This is a genomic window from Kitasatospora sp. NPDC032121 (assembly GCF_055580145.1).
On record NZ_JBVILX010000001.1, the window covers coordinates 103,921 to 124,277 of the forward strand.

Below are 20,357 nucleotides of genomic sequence, written 5' to 3' on the forward strand. Positions count from 1 at the left end.
CTTCGCCATGGAGCGACAGTTGGCCCGGGCGGCCGAAGCACCCGAGCTCCGCGTCGGGCTGAGCCGACCGGGTAGATCTCGGCCCCGGACAGTACGCGCACGCCCGGTCGGCTCGTTCTGCTGTACATGCCGTCCTCGATCCCGACGCCATCGCCCTTGCCCGCGTTCGACACCATCCGGAGGTTCCCGTGGCAGTGATCGGCCGTGCGACGGCCACCGTGGTCGCGCTGGGCATCCTGCTCGTCCCGGCGGCCGTCACGGCGGGCGCCGGCCTGCCGCCCGAGCCCGGTGCGGGCTGGTGGGAGGTGTCGGCCACCGCCGCCAACGTCCGGGTCGACCACTTCGGCGAGGAGACCGTCGTCGGACTCGCCCGTTCGGGTGACCGGGTCGAGGTGGTGGACACCTGGACCTCGCCGCTCGGCGCCCGCTGGGCGAAGGTCATGGTGGTGCGCAGCCGGGTCTCCGGCTGGGTCCTGTGGTCCTTACTGGCGCACAGGGACCCGTCCTCGCAACCGTAGAATCCGCCTGTACACATCAGGAGGGATTTCGCGTGTTCCGAGCGCAGCGTCCGCGCACCGCAGAGCTGACCCCGTGGCAGGGAGAGGGGCCGGTCAACGGCGTCGCCCTGCTGCTGCCGGGCGGATTCATCCGCAGCCGGCGCGCACCACTGAAGGTCGCCGAGCTCGGCCTGCGGGACCTCGCCACGGAGCTCACCGACCGCGGCCGGGCGCACGGGCTCGCGGTGCACCTGCTGCGCTACCGCCACGGCGGCTGGAACGGCGCCGACGCCGACACCGCCGTCGACACCCGCTGGGCGCTCGACGAACTCGCCCGGCTGCACCCGGGCGCACCCGTCGTGCTGATCGGCAACTCGCTGGGCGGGCGGGCCGCGTTCTGGTGCGCCGGGCACCCGTCGGTGGTCGGCGTCGCCGGGATCGCGCCCTGGCTGCCCAGCGGCGACCCGGTCGACCAGCTGGCCGGCCGGCGGGTGCTGATCGTCCACGGCACCGGGGACCACAGCTCCGCCGGCGCCACCCAGTCCCTGGAGTACGCGCTGCGCGCCCGGCCGGTCGTGCCGGACCTCGCGCGGTACGAAGCCCCGGGCGCCAACCACCTCCTGATCCGCGAGTCCCGCGACATCAGCGCTCTGACCACCGCCTTCACCCTCTCCACCCTGGGCGCCGAGCCCGCCCCCCTGATGGCGGGGGCGGTCTGCACCCGACTCCCGGCGCGGGTGTAGCCCCTCTCCTTGCCCACTTCCCGGGCCTCCCCTGCCGATCGGCAGGGGAGGCCCGGCCGTCTTCCGGCAGGATTCTGCCGATCGGCACATGCGCGAACCGGGCCCCGACGATCAGTCTGGGAGGCACCACGACGGCGGCCATCCGGGCCACCGCGAAGGGAGGCCCTCACCGTGTTCCGCGAGCGCACTCTCCACCTCCGCACCACCGAGCCGCACCTGAACCATCGCCAACTCTGCTTTCTCCAAGGCACGTCAGCCCACCCACAGCCGCCCCCGACGGCACCGAAGAGCACGCGACCGCCTCCCCCGCGCCCTGCCGGACGGCGAGCTCCTGCCACCCCGGCAGTTGCAGGATCTGCCCACCCCGCCAGTCGAGAGGACCCGCATGATCACCGTCCCCGACGAGTTCGCCCGCACCACCATCGACCGCGCAGGGGCCGCCGGTGCGTCCTGGATCGCCGAACTGCCCGGCCTCGCCGCCGAACTGGTGGAGCGCTGGGGCTGCATGCCGGACGGCGAGGCCACCCACGGCGGTGTCGGCCTGATCCTCCCGGTCCGGCAGGGCACGGGGCGCGCGGCCGTACTGAAGGTCTCCTTCCCCCACCCGGGCAACGTGCACGAGCCGGACGCCTTCGCGGTGTGGGCGGGCCGGAGCGCCGTCCGGCTGTACGAACGAGACGACGAGCGCTTCGCCATGCTGCTCGAACGGGCCGGCCCGGCCACGCTCGCGGAGGTCCGGGACGGCGACGAGGTGGCGACGGTCGCCGGGCGGCTCAGCCGGTGGCTCGACGTACCGGCGCCACCAGGCCTGCCCCGGCTGAGCGAGCGGGCTACGGACTGGGAGGCCCGGCTACGCGCCGACGCGGCCTCCCTGCCCCACGCCCTGCCGGCCCGCACGGTGGGCGCCGCCCTCGCGACCATCCACGAACTCGCCCGCTCCCAGCCGGATGTGCTCATCCACGGCGACCTCCACCCCCGCAACATCCTGCGGGCGGAGCGCGAGCCCTGGCTGGCCGTGGATCCCAAGGGCTACGCAGGGGACAGGGCCTACGACGGCGGCACCCTGCTCAAGGTCCACGCCCTGACGCTGTTCGGCTCGACGGACCTGCGCCGCACGGCCCTCCGCGCACTCGACGTCTTCGCCGAAGCAGCCGAGCTCGACCGCGAACGCACCCGCCGCTGGGCCCAACTCCACGCCGTCCAGGCCGCCTTCCAGGGCCGGCGCAGCGGCTTCCGGCGTGCCCGGGGCGGCCCCGAACTCGACCGGCTCATCCGCTACGCGGACGGGCTCGCCGAAGCCCTCACCCCGAGCTGAGGGCCCGCCCCAACCTGACCAGCCCGCGACGGCCCTCCGTCCCGACAGTGAAAGGAGCCGACTCCGACAGCACCGAGACCTCGTCCGCCGCCGCGCCTCCGGCTGTGCAGGCCCCGGCGCCCGGAATCGTGTTGGCGGTCGGCGGCCCGTAGTGCCTATGGTCGGGGGATGACCACTCGAACCTTCCGCATCATGGTGCGCGGCGTCTTCGACGGCCTCACCGACGAACAGCGCGCCGAACTGCTCGCCGCCGCCCCCGAGCACGACGTGCTGCGGGCCGCCTTCACCCGCGAGGGCCACCTGAGCTACGACCTCTCCGCACGGGCCGCCTTCACCTTCCGCTTCCTCGACGAGGGCGAGGCCGAGGAGGACATCCTGGAAGCCACCGAGCGGGCCGAGCAGTCGGCGCAGCAGTGGCTCGCCGAACACGGCTACGGCTACAAGAACCTCCGCTCCCAGGCCGAGGACCTCTCCCAGGCGCCGCTCGGCAAGCGTCAGCGCCGCGCCGCCGGCACCGCGCACTGACCCGACCCCCTCCCCCCTCCGCCACCTCCTTGACGGCTCCCCCTCGCGATATACTTGAGCAGTCAAGGAGGTGGCAATGACAGACCACTCGGACCGGACCGAGCAGACCGAGCCCGCCCGCACCACACCGGCCCCCGGCCCCGATCCGCTGGACACCGCCCTGCGGCTCGTCCGCGCCCAGACCGCCGTGGTCAAGCGCTTCGACGCGAGCCTCAGCGGCCTGCACGGCGTCAGCCTGGCCGACTTCACCATGCTGCTCCACCTCTCCCAGGCCCCCGGCGGCCGGATGCGCCGGGTCGACCTCGCCGAGGCCCTCGGGCTCACCGCCTCCGGCGTGACCCGTGGCCTCGCGCCGCTGGAGCGGATCGGCCTGGTCAGCCGCGAGGCCGCTGCCCGTGACGCCCGGGTCGCCTACGCCGCGCTCACCCCGACCGGCCGCGAGCGGCTCGCCGAGATGCTGCACACCGCCCGCCAGGTGGCCGCCGACCACTTCGCGGCCGAACAGTGGAGCACCGAGGACCTCAATCTGCTGTCCGCCCTGCTCACCCGCCTCGGCGGCACCGCCCCCGGCCAGCGCCTCGGCTGACCCGCCGATCCGCCCGCCCCGCCGCGGGCCCCACCGGCAAACCCTGCCCCACCCACCGCGCACCCCCACGTCCTAGGCTGGTCCCGCACCACCCGCACTGCTGGCACTACCCGCACCACCCGCACCGGTGGCACCACCCACACCACCTCACCCCGCGAAGGACGGCACCATGACCGACACCCCCGGCACCGGGCCCGGCCTGGAGCGCGGCCTCGCCGAGGCCCAACGCGACCACTGGCAGCGGACCTACACCGCCAACCCGGGGATGTACGGCGAGCAGCCCTCCGCCCCGGCCGAGTACGCGGCCGGGGTGTTCACCGCCGCCGGGGCGCGGGACGTGCTGGAACTCGGCGCCGGCCACGGACGCGACGCACTGCACTTCGCCCGGGCGGGCTTCCGCGTGGTGGCCGCCGACTTCAGCCCGACCGGCCTGCGGCAACTGCGTTCCGCCGCGGCGGAGCAGGGCCTGGCCGACCGGCTCTCGGTCCTCACCCACGACGTCCGCGACCCGCTGCCCCTCCCCGATGCCTCCGTCGACGGGGTCTTCGCCCACATGCTGCTCTGCATGGCCCTCTCCACCGAGGAGATCGAGGCGCTGGTCGCCGAGGTCCGCCGGGTTCTGCGCCCGGGCGGCACCTTCGTCTACACCGTCCGCCACACCGGCGACGCCCACTACGGCGCCGGTACCGGCCACGGGGACGACGTCTGGGAGCACGGCGGCTTCGCCGTCCACTTCTTCCCCCGCGAGCTGGTCGACTCGCTCGCCGGCGAGGGCTGGAGCCTGACCGAGGTCCACCCCTTCGAGGAGGGCGACCTGCCCCGCCGCCTGTGGCGCGTCACCCAGGAGACCTCTCGATGAGCGCACCCGACACCGCCGCCCCCGACCTCACCGTCGACGGTACCGGCCTGCTCTGCGTCCAGCTCCTGCTCCGGCTGCGCGCCCGGATCGCGCACCTCCCCGCCGGCGCGGTGGTCCACATCCACACCACCGACCCCGCCGCCCCTCTCGACCTCCCCGCCTGGTGTCACCTGACCGGCCACGAGTACCTCGGCCGGGTCCCGTACGAGGCCACCGACCGCGAGGTGTACGCGCTGCGCCTCACATCCGCCCCGGTCCGGACCCGCCCCGACCGCCCCTGGCACCCGGCCCCCGCAGCCGACTGACCGGTCCGCCCGTCCCCGTCGGCGGGCCTCACCGCCCGACCCCGTCGCCCGGAAAACCCCGCGCGCCCGACGCCGCCGCCGGGACAGACTGCGCCCATGCCCGCAGCCGGCCCCACTCCCGTACCCCCACCCCCACTCACCACCGCCAACCACCTCCTCGGCCACCCGCCCGAAGCCCGTCTCCTGCTGCTCAACTGCGACGACCTCGGCCTGGACGAGTCCGTCAACCTCGCCGTGATCGACGCCGTCCGGAACGGCATCGCCGCCTCGTGCAGCCTGATGACGCCCTGCGCCGCCGCGCCGCACGCGCTCGGGCTGCTGCGCCGGCACCCGGAGGTCCCCTTCGGCGTCCACCTCACGCTGGTCTGCGAGACCCCGGACCGCCGCTGGGGCCCGCTCGCCGCCCGCGACCGAGTGCCCTCCCTCCTCGACGCCTCCGGCGAGTTCTTCGCCCCCACCCCCGCCGGGCGCGCAGCACTGCTCGCCCGGGCCCGGATCGACGACGTGGAGCGCGAGTTCCGCGCCCAGATCGACGCGGTGGCGGCGGCCGGCCTCGCCCCGACCCACCTCGACTTCCACTGCCTGGCCGACGGTGGCCGCGAGGACGTCCTCGACCTCGCCCTCTCTCTCGGCGCCGAGTACGGCCTGGCGGTCCGGGTCTGGCTGCCGCCCGCGCTGGCCCGGATGCGCGAGCGCGGGCTGCCGGTGGTGGACCACGGTTTCCTCGACAGCTTCACCGTCCCCCTGGACGACAAGCCCGCCCACTACGCCCACCTGCTCGCCGCCCTCCCGCCGGGCCTCACCGAGTGGGCCCTGCACCCCGCGCTGCACCCCGCCCTACGCCCCGCGCCGCACCCCGGCCCGCACCCCGCCCCGCATCCCACCCCGCACCCCGCCCCGGACGACGGTCGGCGCGTGCGGCACACCGACCACGCGTTCCTCGTCTCCCCCGAGGCACGCCGGCTGCTCACCGAGCACGGCATCACCGTCCTCGGCTACCGCACGCTCCAGGAGGCCTGGCAGCGAGCCCGGGAACGGCTCACGGCCGAGCCCCCGGGGCCGCCCGGTGTGCCACGATGAGGAGACACGAACACCCCAGCGCCACAGGGAGGTTGACCGCCGTGGACCCGATCATCAGCTGCCGCTGGCAGGACCGGAGCGGCGAGTGGGCCCTGACCGTCGGCCACAACGGCGACGGCTGGGAACTGCTCGCCTCGGCCCCCTACTGGTCCGAGTCGATCCCCTTCGCGAACCCGGACGAGGTCCGCCGACTCGCCCAGGCCCTGCTGGACCTGCCCGCCGAGCCCGAGCCGTACGAGTTCGAGTGGCAGCTCTCCCGCCCCGGTTCGACCGCCGCCCGGGGCGAGCAGCAGCCCCACTTCGCGACCTTCGCCGTCGGCCTCGACCCCACCGACGACCACCGCCCGTACCTCGCCTACCAGTCATACTACGACCTGGGCCGGGCCACCGGACTCGGCCTGGAGGTGATCTGCGAGGACCCGCCGATCGATCACCTCCGCGCCCAGGCCCACGCCTTCCTGACCGCCTACCCCGGCCCCGCCCGCCGGTAGGCCGCACCGCCGCTGCCGTCCCCCGCAGCCCTACGGCCGCGCACACCCCCGCGCACCGGCTCATCCCACGGCGCGCACCGCCCAGTCCACCTCAGCCGCCCAACTCTCAGGCGCAGCCCAACCGTTGACGACCGCCAGCAGCTCCAGGTACCGCTCCCGCCGAGGATCGGCCATCGCCCTCAGCCGCTCCGCCAACCGGTCGCGCACCGCCCCGGCGTCCGCCGGCACCGCCCCCGCGCACCACTGTCCGTACCGCTCCACCAGCGCCACGACGACCGCCGCCGCCTCCGCCGACCCCGGCTCCACCCCGGCCGCGACCGCCGCTGCGGCCGACTCCCGCACCGCCACCGCCAGCCCTGGCTTCGGCAGCCCCGTACCGCCCGCCGCCTCCGCAGAAGTCGCCTCCGCGGCCTCCGCCTCCGCGAGCCCCCGCAGCAGCGCCCGGAACCCCGCGTCCTCCGCCATCCGGGCCAACTCGACCCAGGCCTCGACCTGTTCGAGCGACGGGTCCTCCGGCAGCTCCGGCGTCAACGAGCGCGCCACAGCGGCGAACCACCCGCCGCGGCCCACCCCTCCACCCTCGCCCCCTCCACCATCGCCCTGCCCGTCGTCGCCACCTCCGCCGTCGATCCCGTCGAACACCGCCGCCAGGAACTCCCCGACCAGGCGCCCCCGTTCGTCCTCCGTGAGCCGGGCCAACCGGTGCACGCGCGTCAACTCCTCAGGTGTCGACCCGAGCCTGGCCACCACCCCGAGCACCGCCCGCCGCAGCCGCAGCACCCGGATCTGGAGGTCGATCGCCTCCGCCTGCACGGCGGCGGCGTCGGCCGGCGTCAGTTCGCGCTCCACCACCCGCCGGATCGCGGGCAGTCCGAGCCCGAGTTCCCGCAGGGTGCGGACCAGTTCCAGGCGCGCGACGGCGTCGGCGCCGTACCGCCGGTGGCCGGCCGGGTTGCGGCCGGTCGGCGACACGATCCCCCGGTCCGAGTAGAAGCGGACGGTCTTGACCGTCAGCCCCGTCCGCCGGGCCAACTCACCGATGGTGTACGCCGTGTCGCCGTTCATGGCCACCACCCTGCTACCTCCCCCTACGGGAGGTGCAAGCCCCGGCCGGAGGCGACCCCGACCGGAGGCGACCCCGGCCGGGGCTGCGACACCCGAAGGACTTCAGGCAGTACGCCGCAGCAGCGCCAGGTACATCGCGTCCGTCCCGTGGAGGTGCGGCCACAGCTGCACGTCCGGCCCCTCGCCGAGCGCCGGGACGCCGGGCAGCAGCGGCCGCGCGTCGATCCACTCGACCCGGCCGCCCCCGCCCCGCAGCACGTCGTCCACGACCGCGCGGGTCTCCGCCAGGTGCGGCGAGCAGGTCGCGTAGCCGACCACGCCGCCGACCCGGGTGGCCTCGATCGCCGAGCGCAGCAGGTCCCGCTGGAGCGGGCCGAAGGCGGCGACGTCGGCGGGCCGGCGCCGCCAGCGCGCCTCCGGGCGGCGGCGCAGCGCACCGAGGCCGGAGCACGGCACGTCGACCAGCACCCTGTCGAAGCCGCCGGACCGCCAGGCCGGGCGCGTCCCGTCCGCCGCGATCACGGTGTACGGGCCGGGGTTGCCGTCCAGGGCCCGCGCCACCAGCCGGGCGCGGTGCGGCTGCTTCTCGCTCGCCACCAGCCCCGCACCCCGCTCGGCGGCCAGCGCGCCGAGCAGCGCGGCCTTGCCGCCGGGGCCCGCGCAGCCGTCCAGCCAGAGCCGGTCCGGCCCCTCCAGCGGCGCGGTGGCCAGCGCCAGCGCGACCAGCTGGCTGCCCTCGTCCTGCACGCCCGCCCGGTTCTCCTGCACCGCCGTGACCGAGCCCGGGTCGCCGCCCTCGGCGAGCCGCAGCGCGAACGGGGACCAGCGGCCCGGCTGGGCCTCCGGCAGAGCGTCGGCCAGCTCGCCGACGGTGGCCCGGCCGGGGCGGGCCACCAGGGTGACCTCGGGCCGCTCGTTGTCGGCCCGCAGCAGGTCCTCCATAGCGGTGCGCCCGGAGGCGTCCGGCTGCCAGCGGCCGAGCGAGTCCCAGAGCGCGGAGACCACCCAGCGCGGGTGCGAGTGCACGACCGCCAGGTGGTCCTCGGCGTCCTTGTCGTACGGCGGGGCGACCTGCTCGATCCAGGTGTCCAGGTCGTGGGCGCTGATCCGGCGCAGCACGGCGTTGACGAACTTGGCCTTGCCGTCGCCGAGCACCACCCGGGCCAGCTCGACGGTCGCCGAGACGGCCGCGTGGCTGGGGATGCGGGTGGTGAGCAGCTGGTGCGCGCCGAGCGAGAGCACGTCCAGCACCGGCGGGTCGACCTTGCCGAGCGGCCGGTCGATGCAGGCGGCGATGATCGCGTCGTAGGTGCCCTGCAGGCGCAGGGTGCCGTAGACCAGTTCGGTGGCGAGGGCTGCGTCGCGCCGGTCCATGCCCTTCTGCTCGGCCTCGCGGAGCAGCGAGGGCAGGATCAGGTTGGCGTACGCGTCGCGCTCGTCGACGGCGCGCAGCGCGCGGAACGCGACGATCCGGGCCGGGTCCTTCTTCGGACGGCGGTGCGGGCGGGGGGCGCGCTGGGCGCTGGGGGTGGTCACAGGTGCCTCAAGGTGCTGCGGTACTCAAACGAATCAGGTACACGAACGGATCAGGTACACGAACGATCGAACGAACAGTACGGATCAAACGAACAGTAACGCCAAACCGGAGCCTCAGCCCCCGAAGCGCTCCCCCGCCTCCAGCCGCGCGCCCCGGGCCCAGTCGGCGGCCCGCATCTCCTTCTTCCCCTGCGGCCGCACCTCCCCGAGCTCGACGTCGTGGCTGCCGGTGCCGACCCGGACGCTGTTCTTGCCCACCATCGCGACCTCGCCCGGCGCCAGCTCGGTGGAGTCCGGCAGCAGCCTGACCGGGCCGGTGACCTTCAGCCGCTCGCCCCGGAACTCCGTCCAGGCGCCCGGCGCCGGCGCGCAGCCGCGCACCACCCGGTCGACCCGCAGCGCGGGGTGGTTCCAGTCGATCCGAGCGTCCTCGACGGTGATCTTCGGCGCGAGCGTGACGCCCTCGGCCGGCTGCGGCACGGCGTGCAGGGAGCCGTCCTCGATGCCGTCCATGGTGGCCGCGAGCAGCCGCGCGCCGGAGTGCGAGAGCCGGGTGAGCAGCTCGCCGCTGGTGTCGGCGGGGCGGATCTCCTCGGTGATCACGCCGTAGACCGGGCCGGAGTCCAGGCCCTGCTCGATCAGGAAGGTGGACGCGCCGGTGACCTCGTCGCCGGCCAGCACGGCGTGCTGGACCGGGGCCGCGCCGCGCCAGGCGGGCAGCAGCGAGAAGTGCAGGTTGACCCAGCCGTGCTCGGGGATCTCCAGGGTGCCGGGGCGCAGCAGCGCGCCGTAGGCGACCACCGGGCAGCAGTCGGGGGCGAGCTCGGTGAGCCGGGCGACGAAGTCGGGGTCGCTGGGCTTCGCCGGCTTGAGGACCTCGATCCCGGCCTCCTCGGCGCGCTGGGCGACGGGGCTGGCGACCAGCTTGCGCCCACGCCCGGCCGGGGCGTCGGGGCGGGTGACCACCGCGACGACCTCGTGCCGGTCCGAGGCGAGCAGGGCGTCCAGGGCGGGAACGGCGACCTCGGGGGTGCCGGCGAAAACGAGACGCATCAAGTGCCTTTCTGCGAACGGGAGTCGAAACGGAGGAGCGGACGAACAGAGAAGCCGAACGGCCTCAGCGGGCGGAGCCGAAGGTGCTGTGCGGCGAGACCTTGACCACCGGGGCCGGCCCGCCGCCCCAGTCCGTCTCCCGGATCGCCTTCAGCGCGGCCTTGCGCTGTTCGCGGTCGAGCCGGTCGATGAAGACGATGCCGTCCAGGTGGTCGGTCTCGTGCTGTATGCACCGGGCGAGCAGCTGGGTGCCCTCGACCGTCACCGGATCGCCGTACATGTTGAAGCCCTTGGCCACCACGCCGTAGGCGCGCTTGGTGTCGTAGCGCAGCCCGGGCAGCGACAGGCAGCCCTCGGGGCCGTCCTGCTCCTCCTCGCTCAGCGACAGGTCCGGGTTGATCAGGTGCCCGGTGACACCGTCCACGTGGTACGTGAACACCCGCAGGGAGACGCCGAGTTGGGGAGCGGCGAGACCGGCGCCGGGGGCGTCCAGCATGGTGTCGGTGAGGTCGCGGACCAGCTTGCGCAGTTCCTTGTCGAAAGTGGTCACCGGCTGGGCGGTGGACCGCAGGACGGGGTCTCCGAAGAGACGGATCGGCTGGATCGCCACGGGGTACGGGCTCCTGTCCGTAGGGGCGCGGGCTGCGGTCGGCCGCTGGTTCACCCGCCAGTCTATGCAACCCGCGCGGCCGCCCGCCGGGGGCTTCCCCGGGCCCGGATCGGCGGCCGGCACGGCCGACTGTGCCGAGCCGCGTTACCCCGGCCCCCGCTTCGGCGTTGGTCAAGAGAGATTGACCGTGGCCGGGCACACGGGACACCGCGTCCCGGCCGAGCGAACCGTACGGAAGGTGGCACGTAGGCCATGGCCGAGCAGATCAACCACGACGCCCGGGCGCGGGCGAGCCTGCACCTGCTGGTGCGGGACATCGAGCGGGTGAGGCGGCAGGTCGACGCGCTGCGGACGCTCACCGCCCAGTTGGGCAACGTCTACCGTCCGCGCCGACCGAGCACCTCGGCCGGCTTCGTGGTGTACGGGCGGGCGCCGGCGCCGACCGTGCGCCTGGCGCAGGAGCTGCGGGAGAGCGTGGAGACGCTGGTGGCGGCGGCGGTCGAGTTCGACCGGGCGCTGGGCTTCTCCTGGGACTCGGTGGGCTCCGCCCTCGGGGTCACCAAGCAGGCGGTGCACCGGCGCTACGGGATGCGCCGCCCGACCAGCGAACTCCTGGCCGCGAGCGGCGCCGTCCCGGGCCAGAGCCGCCCGGACCGCTCCGAGGAACTGCCCGGCGGCGCCGAGCGCACCGGGCTGGCCGCGACCGTCCCGGCGGCCCGCCAGGGCGGCCTGGACCGCAGCAGCCTGGAGCGCGGCAGCCTCGACCGCGGAGCCCTGGAGCGCACGGCGATCGACCGCACCGCCATCGACCGCGCCGCGATGGACCGCACCCCCGTCGACCGCGGCACGACCGACCGCGGCACCCCCGTCGACCGCCCCCAGCCGGACCGCCCCGGCATCCCGCTGCGCGGCTGACCGAACCGACCGGACCGACCAACCCGACCGGACCGAACCGACCAACCCGACCAACCCGACCGAACCGACCAACCCGACCTACCCGACCGAACCGCCGCACCAGGGCCGGGGCCGAACCCGGGGCCGAACCGGGGCGGGGTGGCCCACTCACCCCGCCCCACCCGGCGCTAGCCGATCTCGGTCGGATCGATCCGCACGTCCAGACTCGCGGGCCCCCGCACGGCGGTCCGGGTGATCTGCGCGGCCTTGAGGGCCGCGGCCAGCGCGGCGCCCTGCCCGGGCGAGACCCGCAGCAGCGCTCTCTCACGGTCCTCCCCCCGCACCTGCGGCAGCGGCACCGGGCCGAGCACATCGGCGCCCTCCGGCAGCTTGACGATGTCCAGCAGGTCCGCCACGACCTTCGGACTCCCCACCACCGAGGCCATCCGGGACACCGGTGGGAAGTGCAGCTGGGCACGTTCGTCCAGTTCCATGCCCGCGTGCCCGAACGGGTCCCAGCGCACCAGTGCCTGTACCGGACGGACGGTCGGTTCGGCGACGACCACCACCGTGCCGCCCTCCGCACCGGGCCGCACCAGCGCGGCCGCCGTCAGCCAGCGGTGCAGCGCGTGCTCCCCCGCCCGCAGATCGGGGAACGTGAGGAGCGACCACCCGTCCAGCAGCAGGGCCGCCGCGTACCCGGGACCGTCCTCCACCACGGGCTCGGCCCCCGGAGTCGAGATGACCAGGGACGGTTCGTTCGGCACGGTGGCGAGCAGCGTGTCCCGTCCGGAGACCCGTACCGGCACCCCGGGGAAGGCCCTGCCCAGTTCCTCGGCCGTCCGGCGCGCCCCCACCACCTGCGCCCGGAGCCGGAACGAGCCGCACTCGGGGCAGTGCCAGTCCGTCTCGTCCCTCCCGCACCAGCCGCAGTGCAGGGGAGCGTCCGCCGAGACCGCTTCCAGCGGCCCCTCGCACTGCCGGCAGCGGGCGGGTTCACGGCAGCGGTTGCAGGCCAGCCGGGGCACGTAACCCCGCCGGGGCACCTGGATCAGGACCGGACCGCCGGCGGCGAGCCCGTCCCGCGCGGCCTGCCACGCCACGGACGGCAGTCGCGCGGCCTGCGCCGCCGCGTCCCTGGCCTCGTCGCGGTCGGTGACCGTACGCACCGCGGGTGCCGTCTCCCGCACCGTCTCGCGATCCGCCACGATCGACCTGGCCCAGCCGCTGCTGACCAGTTGGGCACCCTCCACCGTCACCGAGTGGCCGCCGAGGAGCACCGCCGCGCCCGCCTCCGTCGCCCGGAGCAGCGCGACGTCCCGGGCGTGCGGATAGGGCGCGTGCCCGTCGCTGTGGCTGCTGTCGCCGTCCGACCAGACCACCACGAGGCCGAGGTCGCGGACCGGTGCGAACATCGTCGCCCGGGTCCCGATCGCGGCGTGTACGGACCCGCGGCTCACGGCCAGCCATCGCGTGTACCGCTCGCGGGGGCCGAGGTCGGCGGCGAGAACGGCGTGCCGGCCCTCACCCAGCAGTTCGGTGAGCGCCCGGTCCACCCTGGCGGTGGCCCGCCCGTCGGGCAGCACGACCAGTGCGCCCCGGCCGCTCGCCAGGGTGGCCGCCACGGCCCGCGCGATCTCGTAGGGCCATCCGCGCCCGGGCAGCGCCGCCCAGACGGCCCGCGGCGAGCCCCCGTTCGCGAGTGCGGCCAGGAAGTCCGGCCCCGCCGGGTACCGGGACCAGCCGCCCGGGGCCGGCGGGTCCGGCCTGGGACGGGACGGCGGCGAGGGCTCCGCCTCCGCCTCGCCGTGCCGGGGCGGTACGGCGAGCTGGAGGACGTCGGCCAGGGTGCCCGCGTACCGGTCGGCGACCGTACGGCACAGGTTCAGCAGCTCGGGCGAGAGCACCGGCTCGGGCGAGATGACCTGCGCGATCGGCGCCAGGGCGTACGGGTAGTCGGTCTTCGCGAGCCGCTCGACGATGAACCCGTCGTGGAGCGTCCCGCCCTGCCGTTCCCCGTTGACCAGTCGGGCCCCGAAGCGGACCCGGACCCGGACTCCGGGTTGCGCGGCCTCGTCCATGACCGCCGGAACCTCGTAGTCGAAGAACTGGTCGATGCTCAGGACGCCCTTGTCGACCACGACCCGGGCGATCGGATTGTGTTCCGCCCGCTTGGCACCGCGCCACGTCCTGGGCTTGGCCCGCTTGACCGTCTCGCGGATGAACGCCAGCTGCTCTGGCTCCCCTGTGCTGCTCATCACTTCCCAGTACTACCAGGTCACACCGACAACGCACGAGGCGGCGCCCACCCCCGGACAGGGGCGGGCGCCGCCTCACTCAAGCTGTGCGTCAGTCCTGCACGGCCGCCTTCAGCTGCTCCACCCGGTCGGTGCGCTCCCAGGTGAAGTCCGGCAGCTCACGGCCGAAGTGGCCGTACGCCGCGGTCTGGGCGTAGATCGGGCGCAGCAGGTCCAGGTCGCGGATGATCGCGGCCGGACGCAGGTCGAAGACCTCGGAGACGGCCTTTTGGATGGCGAGGACCGGGACGGTCTCGGTGCCGAAGGTCTCCACGAACAGGCCGACCGGCTCGGCCTTGCCGATCGCGTACGCGACCTGCACCTCGGCGCGGCGGGCGAGGCCGGCGGCGACGATGTTCTTCGCCACCCAGCGCATCGCGTACGCGGCCGAGCGGTCCACCTTGGACGGGTCCTTGCCGGAGAAGGCACCGCCGCCGTGGCGGGCCATGCCGCCGTAGGTGTCGATGATGATCTTGCGGCCGGTGAGGCCGGCGTCGCCCATCGGGCCGCCGATCTCGAAGCGGCCGGTCGGGTTGACCAGCAGGCGGTAGCCCTCGGTGGTCAGCTTGATGCCCTGCTCGGCCAGCGCCTTCAGCTCCGGCTCGACCACGAACTCGCGGATGTCCGGGGTGAGCAGCGACTCCAGGTCGATGTCGCTGGCGTGCTGGGTGGAGACGACCACGGTGTCGAGGCGGACGGCCTTGTCGCCGTCGTACTCGATGGTGACCTGGGTCTTGCCGTCGGGGCGCAGGTACGGGATGGTCCCGTTCTTGCGCACCTCGGTCAGGCGGCGGGAGAGGCGGTGCGCCAGGGTGATCGGCAGCGGCATGAGCTCGGGCGTCTCGTCGGACGCGTAGCCGAACATCAGGCCCTGGTCGCCGGCGCCCTGCTTGTCCAGGTCGTCCGTGTCGTCCCCCTGGGAGGCACCCTCGACGCGCGCCTCGTACGCGGTGTCGACGCCCTGCGCGATGTCGGGCGACTGGGCACCGATGGACACCGAGACGCCGCAGGAGGCGCCGTCGAAGCCCTTCTTGGAGCTGTCGTAGCCGATCTCCAGGATCTTGTCCCGGACGAGCTGGGCGATCGGCGCGTACGCCTTGGTGGTCACCTCGCCGGCCACGTGCACCTGGCCGGTGGTGATGAGCGTCTCCACGGCGACCCGGGACGTCGGGTCCTCCCGCAGGAGAGCGTCAAGGATGGTGTCGCTGATCTGGTCAGCGATCTTGTCGGGGTGTCCCTCGGTCACGGACTCCGAGGTGAACAGGCGGCGAGACACAGCGCTCCCTGGGGTTGCAGCGGCTGCTGACTGAAGTTCCCCGGGGCGACCCGGGGAACTCCGGAAAGACTTGATTCCTGGAGTCTAACCGTCTGCTTCCGTCGAACGTCACCCGCTTCAGAATTTCTCGAGCGGCGCGCGAGCGGTTCCGATCAGTTGCCGCCCGTTTCCAGCCGCTTTGCCACCAGGTCCCAGACCACGTCCGCGAGGGCCTCCTTCGGGCCCACCGGAACGGCCGTCTCACTGCCGTCCGAACCCAGCACCACGGCCTCGTTGACGTCCGTACCGAAGGCCTTGCCGTTGCCCACCTCGTTCACGACGAGCAGGTCACAGCCCTTGCGGGCGAGCTTGGCGCGGCCGTTGGCGAGCACGTCGTCGGTCTCCGCCGCGAAACCCACGACCAGTTGACCCGAACGGGCCCGGTGGGCCGACAGCTCGGCCAGGATGTCGGGGTTGCGGACCAGCACGACGGGCGGCTGTTCGACCCCCTCGACCTTCTTGATCTTGCCGGTCGCGTACTCGGCGGGCCGGAAGTCCGCCACCGCCGCGGCCATGACCACGGCGTCCGCGTCCCGGACCGCCTCCAGCGCCGCCTCCCGAAGCTCCAGCGCGGTCGACACGTGCACCACGTCCACCCCGGCCGGGTCCGGCAGCTCGGCATTGGCCGAGAGCAATGTCACCCTGGCGCCACGCGCCGCGGCCGTCGCGGCGAGCGCGTAGCCCTGCTTGCCGGAGGAGCGGTTGCCCAGGTAGCGCACCGGGTCCAGCGGCTCCCGGGTGCCGCCGGCCGAGACCACCACGTGCCGGCCGGCCAGGTCGGTCGGCACCGGCCCGCCGCGGCGCAGCACGGCCCGGCAGGCGTCGAAGATCGCGGACGGCTCGGGCAGCCGGCCCTTGCCGGTGTCCTTGCCGGTCAGCCGTCCGACGGCCGGCTCCAGCACGATCACGCCCCGGCGGCGCAGCGTGGCCACGTTCTCCCGGGTGGCCGGGTGCTCCCACATCTCGGTGTGCATGGCGGGCGCCACCACGACCGGGCAGCGGGCAGTGAGCAGGGTGTTGGTCAGCAGGTCGTCGGCGAGGCCGTGGGCGGCCTTGGCGATCAGGTCGGCGGTGGCCGGGGCGACCACCACCAGGTCGGCCTGCTGCCCGATCCGCACGTGCGGCACCTCGTGCACGCGCTCCCAGGTCTCGGTGGCGGCCGGGCGCCCGGACAGCGCCGCCCAGGTCGCCTCGCCGACGAAGTGCAGCGCGGCCGCGGTCGGCACCACGGTGACCTGGTGGCCGGACTCGGTGAAGCGGCGCAGCAGTTCGCACGCCTTGTAGGCGGCGATCCCGCCGCTCACGCCGAGGACCACACGGGGGGCGTCCACAGTCACCTTCCAACCCTTCGTCCGAACAGGAACGCGCCCACCCTACGGCCCCTCGGCGATCACCCGCACCGTGGTGCCGCCCACAACGCCGAAGGGCCCGGCGGAAACGATTCCGCCGGGCCCTTCCGGAAATTCAGCGACCGCCTCAGGCAGCCTCGACCGCCTCGGCGGTCAGCATGCCCGCGTTGATCTCGCGCAGCGCGATCGACAGCGGCTTCTCGTGCACGTGGGTGTCGACCAGCGGGCCGACGTACTCCAGCAGGCCCTCGCCGAGCTGGGAGTAGTACGCGTTGATCTGGCGCGCGCGCTTGGCGGCGTAGATCACGAGGCTGTACTTGGAGTCGGTGGCCTCGAGCAGCTCGTCGATCGGCGGGTTGATGATGCCCTCGGGCGCGGTCATGGAAGAGGACACGCTAAAACCTTCCGAAAGGGTGGAAAAGACAGACAGGTCAGGCTACACCGAGCAAGGCTAGCAGTTCGGCCGCTACCTGCTCGACGGAGGTGTTGACAAGGGTCGTGTCGAACTCGGTCTCGGCCGCGAGCTCGACCTTGGCCGCCTCCAGCCGCCGCTCGATCACGTCCTGCGACTCGGTGCCCCGGCCGGTCAGCCGGCGGACCAGCTCGTCCCAGCTCGGCGGGGCCAGGAAGACCAGCTGCGCCTCGGGCATCGACTCGCGCACCTGCCGGGCGCCCTGGAGGTCGATCTCCAGCAGCACCGGCTCGCCGCGCTCCAGCTTCTCCAGCACGGCCGCGCGCGGGGTCCCGTAACGGTTCCCGGCGAACTCGGCCCACTCCAGCAACTCGCCGTTGGCGACCAGCTTGTCGAACTCGTCGTTGTCGACGAAGTGGTACTGGACCCCGTTCTTCTCGCCGGGCCTCGGGTGGCGGGTCGTCGCCGACACCGAGAGCCAGACCTCGGGGTACATCTTCCTCATATGAGCGACGACCGTGCTCTTGCCGACCCCCGAGGGGCCGGAGAGCACGGTCAGCCGCGGACGCTCACTCATGCACCGATTATCCCGGATCGCGGGGGATCCTGGGACCACGGGGGCACGGTCAGGCGGCGCCACCGCCGAACTCCCGCTCCAGGGAAGCGATCTGGTTCGTACCGAGGCCGCGGACGCGGCGGCTCTCACTGATGCCGAGGCGCTCCATGATCTGCTTGGCGCGGACCTTGCCGACGCCCGGAAGGGACTCCAGCAGGGCCGAGACCTTCATCTTGCCGATGACGTCGTTGTCGGCCTTGCCGGCCTTGATGACCTCGTGCAGGGAGGCGCCGGAGTGCTTGAGCCGGTTCTTGACCTCGGCGCGCTCCCGGCGAGCCTCGGCGGCCTTGGCGAGCGCGGCGGTGCGCTGTTCAGGGGTAAGGGGCGGAAGGGCCACGCCGTTCACCTCAGGGTGTGGATGGATGGATTGAGCTAGGACTGGTTCGGTACCGAGGACACCGTCCGCAAGGGGAACCACAAGGCCCTGACCTGCGGGAGCCACGGAAATCGCGGCTCGCCGATGACCTATCGCCGGACACTACCCGGATTGCGGCGCCACGTCAGGAAAAGAACACGAAAAGTCCTGGTCAGCCAAGGCCGACCAGGACTTTCCGGGGCAAAATGACCGCGATTGCGAGGCTTTGGAGGTGCCGATGTGACGGCGCTCACGTCGGCTCCGCGGCCACCGCGCGGTCCTGCGGACACTCCGCAGGGTCACCGCGCGGCTACCTGAACGACGGGTTCCGCTACTTGACGGCCGACTTGGCGGCCGACTTGGCGGCCGACCCGACCGCCTGCGCGGCAGTCCACTCGGCGCCCTACCCGACGGCGTCCGCGAACTCCCCGACGAAGCGCTCCGCCGCCTCCCGCAGCGCCGGCACCGAGGGCCCGTGCTTGAGCACGTCCCGGCTGACGCTCGGCACCACGTTGATCACCGAACCGCCGAACACCCGCGGCAGGTCCGCCATGGTCGCGCCCTGGGCGCCGATCCCGGGCGCCAGCAGCGGGCCGTTGATGGCCAGTTCCACGCCCGCGTCGGCCAGCGTCGCGCCGACCACCGCGCCGAAGGAGCCGAGCGGCGCGGCGCCCTCGTTCTCGGCCGCCAGCTGGCGCAGCACCGAGGCCGCGACCGGCTCGCCGTCCGCGCCCACCGCGCGCTGCACCTCGGCGCCCTCAGGGTTGGAAGTGAGCGCCAGCGCGAACACGCCGCAGCCCTGCTCCCGGGCCAGGTCCAGGGCCGGGCGCAGCGAGCCGAAGCCCAGGTACGGGCTGACCGTCACCGCGTCCGAGAACAGCGGGCTCGCCGGCGACAGGAAGGCCTCGGCGTACGCGGCCATGGTGGAGCCGATGTCGCCGCGCTTGGCGTCCATCAGGACCAGCGCGCCGGCCGCCCTGGCCTCCTCGACGGTCTTCTCCAGCACCGCGACGCCCTTGCTGCCGAAGCGCTCGAAGAAGGCGGCCTGCGGCTTGAGCACGGCCACCCGGTCCGCCAGCGCCTCGACCACGGTGCGGCTGAAGGTCTCCAGCCCGGCGAGGTCGTCGCCGAGCCCCCACGCGGCGAGCAGGGAGGCGTGCGGGTCGATGCCGGCGCAGAGCTGGCCGCGGGTGTCGAGGGCCTGGCGCAGCCGGGCGCCGAACGGGGCGAGGGTCATGTCGTCCTTTCCAGAACCGATGGGGGTGTTCACGCGCCGCGGACGGCGCTGCCGACGGCCTCGGCCAGGCTGCGGAAGCCGCCCGCGCGGACCTTGGCGGACAGGCCCTTGTGGATCTTCCGGCACCAGAACGGGCCCTCGTAGATGAAGGCGCTGTAGCCCTGGACCAGGTCGGCGCCGTGGACGATCCGCTGCCAGGCGTCCTCGGCGGTCTCGATGCCGCCGACCGAGACCAGGGTCAGCCGGCCCTCGGTGCGGGCGCGCAGCCGCTGGAGCACCTCCAGGGCACGGGCCTTGAGCGGGGCGCCGGACAGGCCGCCCATGCCGATCTCCTCGACCCGCCGGGCGTCGGTGCGCAGGCCCTCGCGGCCGATCGTGGTGTTGGTGGCGATGATGCCGTCCAGGCCCAGCTCCAGGGCGAGGTCGGCGACCGCGTCGACGTCCTCGTCGGCCAGGTCGGGGGCGATCTTGACCAGCAGCGGCACGTGGTGCGGGGTGGTGCGGTCGGCGGCCTCGCGGACGGCGGCGAGCAGCGGCCGCAGGTGGTCCACGGCCTGGAGGTTGCGCAGCCCGGGGGTGTTCGGCGAGCTGACGTTGACCACCAGGTAGTCGGCGTACTTGGCGAGCCGCTCGGTGGACTTCACGTAGTCGGCGACGGCGTCGGCCTCCTCGACCACCTTGGTCTTGCCGATGTTGACGCCGATCACCGGGGTGGAGCTGGTGTGCGGGCGGGCGGCCAGCCGGGCGGCGACCCGGGCCGAGCCCTGGTTGTTGAAGCCCATCCGGTTGATCAGCGCGCGGTCCTCGACCAGGCGGAACAGCCGGGGTGCCGGGTTGCCGGGCTGGGGCTCGCCGGTGATGGTGCCGATCTCGACGTAGTCGAAGCCGAGCATCGACAGGCCGTCGATGCCGACGCCGTTCTTGTCGAAGCCGGCCGCCAGGCCGAACGGGCCGGGCAGGTCCAGGCCGAGGGCGCGGGTGCGCAGGGCGCGGTCCCGCGGGGCGAGCACCAGCCGCACCAGGGTGCGCAGGCCGGGCACCGAGGAGGCCAGGCGGATCCAGAAGAAGGCCAGGTGGTGGGCCTTCTCGGGGTCCATCTTCTTGAAGACCAGATCGAACAGAAGCTTGTACAAGGGTGGTTCAACTCCCGGACCAGAAGCCGTACTCGGGCATGGAAGTGGGGGGCACCCAAAGGCTCCGGTGCCCCCCACTGCGGT

22 protein-coding genes are annotated in these 20,357 nt (G+C 73.8%); 10 read left to right on the forward strand and 12 right to left on the reverse strand.

Translation table 11 applies throughout. The features are described from left to right. Positions 1–188 precede the first annotated feature (188 nt). The 9 genes from ACZ5OX_RS00415 (at position 189) to ACZ5OX_RS00455 (ending at position 6,401) form a co-directional block, all read left to right on the forward strand. Entirely contained in the window at positions 189–518 is a 330-nt protein-coding gene (locus ACZ5OX_RS00415) for a hypothetical protein (RefSeq protein ID WP_465627825.1), read from the forward strand. Between the two features lie 32 nt (positions 519–550). Next, positions 551–1,240 (forward strand): dienelactone hydrolase family protein, encoded by a 690-nt coding sequence (locus ACZ5OX_RS00420; protein WP_465627827.1) that lies wholly within the window; start codon positions 551–553, stop codon positions 1,238–1,240. Positions 1,241–1,625: 385 nt separating this feature from the next. After that, positions 1,626–2,555 (forward strand): aminoglycoside phosphotransferase family protein, encoded by a 930-nt coding sequence (locus ACZ5OX_RS00425; RefSeq protein WP_465627829.1) that lies wholly within the window; start codon positions 1,626–1,628, stop codon positions 2,553–2,555. A 168-nt stretch (positions 2,556–2,723) separates the two neighbouring features. After that, a complete protein-coding gene (locus ACZ5OX_RS00430; protein WP_465627831.1) occupies positions 2,724–3,080 on the forward strand; it encodes a DUF6204 family protein in 357 nt (118 codons plus the stop codon). A 76-nt stretch (positions 3,081–3,156) separates the two neighbouring features. Then, positions 3,157–3,666: a MarR family winged helix-turn-helix transcriptional regulator gene (locus ACZ5OX_RS00435; protein WP_465627833.1), complete on the forward strand. Its 510-nt coding sequence runs from the start codon at positions 3,157–3,159 to the stop codon at positions 3,664–3,666. Between the two features lie 169 nt (positions 3,667–3,835). Continuing rightward, positions 3,836–4,525, forward strand: a complete 690-nt coding sequence (locus tag ACZ5OX_RS00440) for a class I SAM-dependent methyltransferase (RefSeq protein ID WP_465627835.1) — start codon at positions 3,836–3,838, stop codon at positions 4,523–4,525. Further along, on the forward strand, positions 4,522–4,830 hold the full coding sequence (locus ACZ5OX_RS00445; RefSeq protein WP_449789452.1) for a sulfurtransferase TusA family protein: 309 nt from the start codon (positions 4,522–4,524) through the stop codon (positions 4,828–4,830). Before ACZ5OX_RS00440 ends, ACZ5OX_RS00445 begins: the two co-directional genes overlap by 4 nt. A gap of 96 nt (positions 4,831–4,926) precedes the next feature. Beyond that, positions 4,927–5,910 carry a ChbG/HpnK family deacetylase gene (locus ACZ5OX_RS00450; protein ID WP_465627837.1) on the forward strand — a complete coding sequence of 328 codons (984 nt, stop codon included), beginning with the start codon at positions 4,927–4,929 and terminating at the stop codon, positions 5,908–5,910. Between the two features lie 41 nt (positions 5,911–5,951). After that, entirely contained in the window at positions 5,952–6,401 is a 450-nt protein-coding gene (locus ACZ5OX_RS00455) for a hypothetical protein (protein ID WP_465627839.1), read from the forward strand. Positions 6,402–6,461: 60 nt separating this feature from the next. Here the strand turns inward: ACZ5OX_RS00455 and ACZ5OX_RS00460 are convergent, their stop codons facing one another. From ACZ5OX_RS00460 to def, 4 genes are all read right to left on the reverse strand, one after another. After that, on the reverse strand, positions 6,462–7,466 hold the full coding sequence (locus ACZ5OX_RS00460; RefSeq protein WP_465627841.1) for a MerR family transcriptional regulator: 1,005 nt from the start codon (positions 7,464–7,466) through the stop codon (positions 6,462–6,464). 102 nt (positions 7,467–7,568) lie between these two features. Next, the gene (locus ACZ5OX_RS00465; protein ID WP_465627843.1) at positions 7,569–9,002 is read right to left on the reverse strand and encodes an RsmB/NOP family class I SAM-dependent RNA methyltransferase; all 1,434 of its coding nucleotides are present in this window, start codon (positions 9,000–9,002) and stop codon (positions 7,569–7,571) included. 114 nt (positions 9,003–9,116) lie between these two features. Next, on the reverse strand, positions 9,117–10,055 hold the full coding sequence (gene fmt, locus ACZ5OX_RS00470; RefSeq protein WP_465627845.1) for a methionyl-tRNA formyltransferase: 939 nt from the start codon (positions 10,053–10,055) through the stop codon (positions 9,117–9,119). Between the two features lie 64 nt (positions 10,056–10,119). Then, positions 10,120–10,665, reverse strand: a complete 546-nt coding sequence (def, locus tag ACZ5OX_RS00475) for a peptide deformylase (protein ID WP_449789457.1) — start codon at positions 10,663–10,665, stop codon at positions 10,120–10,122. 252 nt (positions 10,666–10,917) lie between these two features. Between def and ACZ5OX_RS00480 the strand changes: the two genes are divergently transcribed. After that, positions 10,918–11,580 (forward strand): hypothetical protein, encoded by a 663-nt coding sequence (locus ACZ5OX_RS00480; protein WP_465627847.1) that lies wholly within the window; start codon positions 10,918–10,920, stop codon positions 11,578–11,580. Between the two features lie 167 nt (positions 11,581–11,747). On the opposite strand, the gene ACZ5OX_RS00485 is transcribed toward ACZ5OX_RS00480, so the two are convergent. The 8 genes from ACZ5OX_RS00485 to ACZ5OX_RS00520 form a co-directional block, all read right to left on the reverse strand. Beyond that, positions 11,748–13,817 carry a primosomal protein N' gene (locus ACZ5OX_RS00485; protein ID WP_465627849.1) on the reverse strand — a complete coding sequence of 690 codons (2,070 nt, stop codon included), beginning with the start codon at positions 13,815–13,817 and terminating at the stop codon, positions 11,748–11,750. A 91-nt stretch (positions 13,818–13,908) separates the two neighbouring features. Beyond that, a complete protein-coding gene (metK, locus tag ACZ5OX_RS00490) occupies positions 13,909–15,132 on the reverse strand; it encodes a methionine adenosyltransferase (RefSeq protein WP_392874811.1) in 1,224 nt (407 codons plus the stop codon). Between the two features lie 152 nt (positions 15,133–15,284). After that, the gene (gene coaBC, locus ACZ5OX_RS00495; RefSeq protein WP_402406603.1) at positions 15,285–16,502 is read right to left on the reverse strand and encodes a bifunctional phosphopantothenoylcysteine decarboxylase/phosphopantothenate--cysteine ligase CoaBC; all 1,218 of its coding nucleotides are present in this window, start codon (positions 16,500–16,502) and stop codon (positions 15,285–15,287) included. Positions 16,503–16,647: 145 nt separating this feature from the next. Further along, positions 16,648–16,914: a DNA-directed RNA polymerase subunit omega gene (rpoZ, locus tag ACZ5OX_RS00500; RefSeq protein WP_030056185.1), complete on the reverse strand. Its 267-nt coding sequence runs from the start codon at positions 16,912–16,914 to the stop codon at positions 16,648–16,650. 37 nt (positions 16,915–16,951) lie between these two features. After that, the gene (gene gmk / locus ACZ5OX_RS00505; protein ID WP_392874805.1) at positions 16,952–17,509 is read right to left on the reverse strand and encodes a guanylate kinase; all 558 of its coding nucleotides are present in this window, start codon (positions 17,507–17,509) and stop codon (positions 16,952–16,954) included. Positions 17,510–17,558: 49 nt separating this feature from the next. Continuing rightward, positions 17,559–17,885: an integration host factor, actinobacterial type gene (gene mihF / locus ACZ5OX_RS00510; RefSeq protein ID WP_030056187.1), complete on the reverse strand. Its 327-nt coding sequence runs from the start codon at positions 17,883–17,885 to the stop codon at positions 17,559–17,561. A gap of 421 nt (positions 17,886–18,306) precedes the next feature. Then, positions 18,307–19,140 carry an orotidine-5'-phosphate decarboxylase gene (pyrF, locus tag ACZ5OX_RS00515; RefSeq protein WP_465627852.1) on the reverse strand — a complete coding sequence of 278 codons (834 nt, stop codon included), beginning with the start codon at positions 19,138–19,140 and terminating at the stop codon, positions 18,307–18,309. 29 nt (positions 19,141–19,169) lie between these two features. Continuing rightward, positions 19,170–20,273 (reverse strand): quinone-dependent dihydroorotate dehydrogenase, encoded by a 1,104-nt coding sequence (locus tag ACZ5OX_RS00520; protein ID WP_449789461.1) that lies wholly within the window; start codon positions 20,271–20,273, stop codon positions 19,170–19,172. Positions 20,274–20,357: the final 84 nt, after the last annotated feature.